The sequence below is a fragment of the Candidatus Liberibacter sp. genome, assembly GCF_014048425.1.
Classification (GTDB): Bacteria; Pseudomonadota; Alphaproteobacteria; order Rhizobiales; family Rhizobiaceae; genus Liberibacter.
Map to the genome: position 1 here is coordinate 1 of NZ_JACETX010000071.1, position 3,518 is coordinate 3,518.

The following is a 3,518-nucleotide window of genomic DNA, read 5'->3' on the forward strand; positions in this document are numbered from 1 at the left end:
TCAGGTATGTTCGTTAGGGCTCTAATTCTGCCTATGGTGCATAATTCACCGTCACGCGTTGTACGCTTTTGTGTATCACCTTCTACGAAATCGAATTTGGGCATTATTTCACCTCTTGTTCTGGCTCTTGTTCTGGTTCTTGTTCTTCACTGAGCTCTTGTTCTTCACTGAGCTCTTGTTCTTCACTGAGCTCTTGTTCTTCACTAGGGAGATGTGGAGATTCCACTAGCCATCCGTTAACGGTGAAATCTCCTTCAACAGAAATACTGCCTGATGCTACGCTGTCTCGGGCTATGCGTACTTTCCCTCCAACTACTGCACCGTCGTGTACGTACCCTTCAACTAGTGCATCGTCTTTAACCTTGGTTGTTTTTCCATATACTATTCCAGTCTTTTCAACCCAGCAGTTACCTTTCTGGCTGAGGTTCGCTTCGCTTTCGATGTAACCGCCTAGATCGCCCTTTTTAACGTCGTGTAAGGGTATGTCTCTTAGGGCTACTATAGGATGCATAGTGTATTTGTTGCCGAAGGGGTCTTCTACTATCATGCTCTTTAGTAGGATCCCATATTTAGGGGACAGCCCGACGAGAACCCTACCTTGCCCAACCACACTTCCTTCAACTACGACAGCATCACCTTTAACCACCGCTCCGGAGTCTGCAGTTCCCTCAACTAAGGCATCTTCTTTAACTGCAGTGAACTCCCCGCTAGGCGATTGCCCGTATACTTGGCCAGTTGTTCCAACCCAACAGTCGCCTTCATTACTGAGGTTGTGTTCGCATTGAATGTACCCGCCTAAATCTCCTTTTTTAACGTTATATCGGGGTATATATCTTAGGGCTTTGATCCTCTTTAGATTGTGAGACGCCATGTCTCCGCCCATGTGCGTAACCTCAAGGGTGTCATCGTATAAGAGATCGTATTTCGCATTAGCCATTAATTTTAGTCCCTTTAGCTGTGGGTATTTCAACTTTGCTTAGTCTATTCATGCCCAACTCCGCTAATACGAGAGACAATGCCTCCAAAGGAGTACTGTAGGATTTAGTCTTTTCCATTCCTCTCTTTTCGGCTAAATCTTCCCATTCAAGAACGGCTTGTTTTAGATGTTTCAGAGCCTTGTTTGGTGTCTTTCCATCTCCCAAGACATATCCTTTAAAATCAACAGGCATGGCTATCCAATCTCCGTCGTATTTAAAGAGCAAAATAGGGTAGTCTTCTATATTTATGCCCATTGTTCTATCCTCTTTAGTGTCGCAGTTACGCCGCTTTATCGTTTTGGTTTTCTTCTAGTTTTTTCATGAGCTTTTTTGCCATTGGGTAGAAATTTGGTGTCAGGCAGGGGTTATAATCAAGCACATAGTTTTTCATTAGATTGTTGAAATACATAGTGATTACAGTTGTTAGTTTCCAATTTGGATCTGAAGGAATGTCATAAAAAATATTCAAAGCATGTTCGTCTTTGCCGTAAACTCTGTTGATGAATACTTCTCTCTTGTTTTCCAATACGTATTCAACAAGAGGGAAAAAGGCTTCTGCTATTTCTTTAGTTGCCTTTTGAACGCTCCTAAGAACAACATTTCTATGTTCTTTAAGAAATCCTATTGCGTTTTTGTTTGCTCTAACTTTTTCGTCTACAACCATCAAAAACTTGTTTTGGCATTTGATATATTCTCCATACTCCATGTTTTGACTAGCTCCTTAAATCATTGATTTCTTTCTCAACTGGTGATACCATCTATCATTATGATCAATTAGTCAATATATAAATTGATCATAACGATAGATATTTTCAATAACAGTTTATTTACAATTAGTTAAGGCTTGGATGTTATGGAGTGTGAACAGTTAATAGAATATTCATCAGAGGCATTAAATGAGTCTGAAATGGTCGTAACACCAGAAACAATACGTCACTGGAAAGAAGTAGGAGCCCGTATAAGGGAAATACGGCAATTAAAGGGTAAGGACCTGAAACAAATGGCTATAGAGTCTAATCAGGCAATAAGTATTGTTAGCCAATTTGAAAGAGGTGTACGCTCTACAAGCATCAACTACGCCTTATTCCTTCGTAATGAATACGGAATTAGTTTTGATTGGATCTATGATGGAGAAATTATTGACCGTATTTATAGGGATGTTATTAAAAAGAGAGAATTTGACCCTGTAGAGATAGGTAGCCGTATTAAAGAAATACGCAAAAATAAGGATATGACACAAGAGAATTTCGGTCATTTAGTAGGATTATCTTCTGTAGGTGTGGGTAATATTGAAAATGGGCATAGAACTCCAAGAGTTGAAACTGCATTGAAAATGAAAAAAACACTACAAAGACCGCTTGATTGGATCTATTTTGGTGATGAAATAATTCTTCCAAAAAGTGCTGAACGCTTGAAAAAACTATTTTGCTTTTAATCTCAAACATCATCTAAATTCACCATAATACGGTATTTACAATTGGTTAAGGCTTGGATGTTATGGAGTGTGAACAGTTTTTAGAATATTCATTAGAGATATTGAATGAGTACAATTTGATTATAACGCCAGAAATACGCCAATATTGGGAAGCAGTAGGCACGCGTATAAGAGAAATACGAAAGACTAATTGTAAGACCTTAAAAGAAATGGCTATAGGGGCTAATCTATTGGAAAACGCTATTTGTCAGTTCGAAAAAGGCATATGCTCTACCAGTATTAACTACGCCTTGTATTTGCGTAATGAATACGGAGCTAGCTTTGATTGGATCTATGACGGGGAAATGATCGATAGGCGTTACGAAGATATTATCCAAAAGAAACAACTAAATCCTAAAGAGATAGGAAGCCGTATTAAAGAAGTTCGAAAAGCTAAAGGCATGACTCAAGTAGAGTTTGGCAATTTAATAGGATTAACTTCTGTAGGTGTAGGTCATATTGAAACTAGGCTTAGTACGCCTCGTATAGAAACGTCTCTTAAGATAAAGAAAACAACTAAAAAACATCTTGATTGGATTTACTTTGGGGATGAAGTCATCATACCAAAAAGTGTCATAAGAGCCCAAAAAGCCAAATCCGCTAAAAGCAAATAGTCCCAAACATCATCTAAATCATCGTAATTGTATAGTCTATAGTATATATATCATATATTGTATAAAGTATATTTTATCACCCATAATAGGTCATAATCATACAGTGCAGAGGGTATATTTATGGGTCATTTGAGGGCATGTCTAAAAATATAGTGTTTGGGGTAATATTCATCCGTATGTTTATCCGTATATTCATCCGTAGGTTTATCCGTAGACTATCCGTAGGTTTATCCGTAGACTATCCGTAGACGGTCTTAAAAACATCGATATATCAATAACTTAATCCGTATATTCATCCGTATAATTCATCCGTATATCCGTGTTTAGTATAATTATGAAAAAACATCGATATATCAATAACTTAATCCGTATGAATAACCCCCTTATATCTAGCGATATATAGCTAACGCTAATCTCTCCCTGATCCAGTTGCACTGTTTCCGAGATCAAGTC

The 3,518-nt window shown here is 38.1% G+C and carries 5 protein-coding genes; 2 read left to right on the plus strand and 3 right to left on the minus strand.

What is annotated here, in order from left to right:
* Positions 1 to 103: 103 nt before the first annotated feature.
* Genes H0G72_RS05755 through H0G72_RS05765 form a run of 3 tightly spaced genes read right to left on the minus strand, consistent with a single transcriptional unit; the run spans position 104 to position 1,641 of the window.
* Positions 104 to 937 carry a hypothetical protein gene (locus H0G72_RS05755; RefSeq protein WP_182017817.1) on the minus strand — a complete coding sequence of 278 codons (834 nt, stop codon included), beginning with the start codon at positions 935 to 937 and terminating at the stop codon, positions 104 to 106.
* On the minus strand, positions 930 to 1,232 hold the full coding sequence (locus tag H0G72_RS05760) for a hypothetical protein (protein WP_182017818.1): 303 nt from the start codon (positions 1,230 to 1,232) through the stop codon (positions 930 to 932). Before H0G72_RS05760 ends, H0G72_RS05755 begins: the two co-directional genes overlap by 8 nt.
* A 25-nt stretch (positions 1,233 to 1,257) precedes the next feature.
* Complete coding sequence (locus H0G72_RS05765; RefSeq protein ID WP_220456134.1) at positions 1,258 to 1,641, minus strand: hypothetical protein; 384 nt, start codon at positions 1,639 to 1,641, stop codon at positions 1,258 to 1,260.
* Positions 1,642 to 1,830: 189 nt separating this feature from the next.
* Between H0G72_RS05765 and H0G72_RS05770 the strand changes: the two genes are divergently transcribed.
* Positions 1,831 to 2,412 carry a helix-turn-helix domain-containing protein gene (locus H0G72_RS05770; RefSeq protein ID WP_259345172.1) on the plus strand — a complete coding sequence of 194 codons (582 nt, stop codon included), beginning with the start codon at positions 1,831 to 1,833 and terminating at the stop codon, positions 2,410 to 2,412.
* 62 nt (positions 2,413 to 2,474) lie between these two features.
* Positions 2,475 to 3,065, plus strand: a complete 591-nt coding sequence (locus H0G72_RS05775; protein WP_182017820.1) for a helix-turn-helix domain-containing protein — start codon at positions 2,475 to 2,477, stop codon at positions 3,063 to 3,065.
* The last annotated feature ends 453 nt before the right edge of the window (positions 3,066 to 3,518 follow it).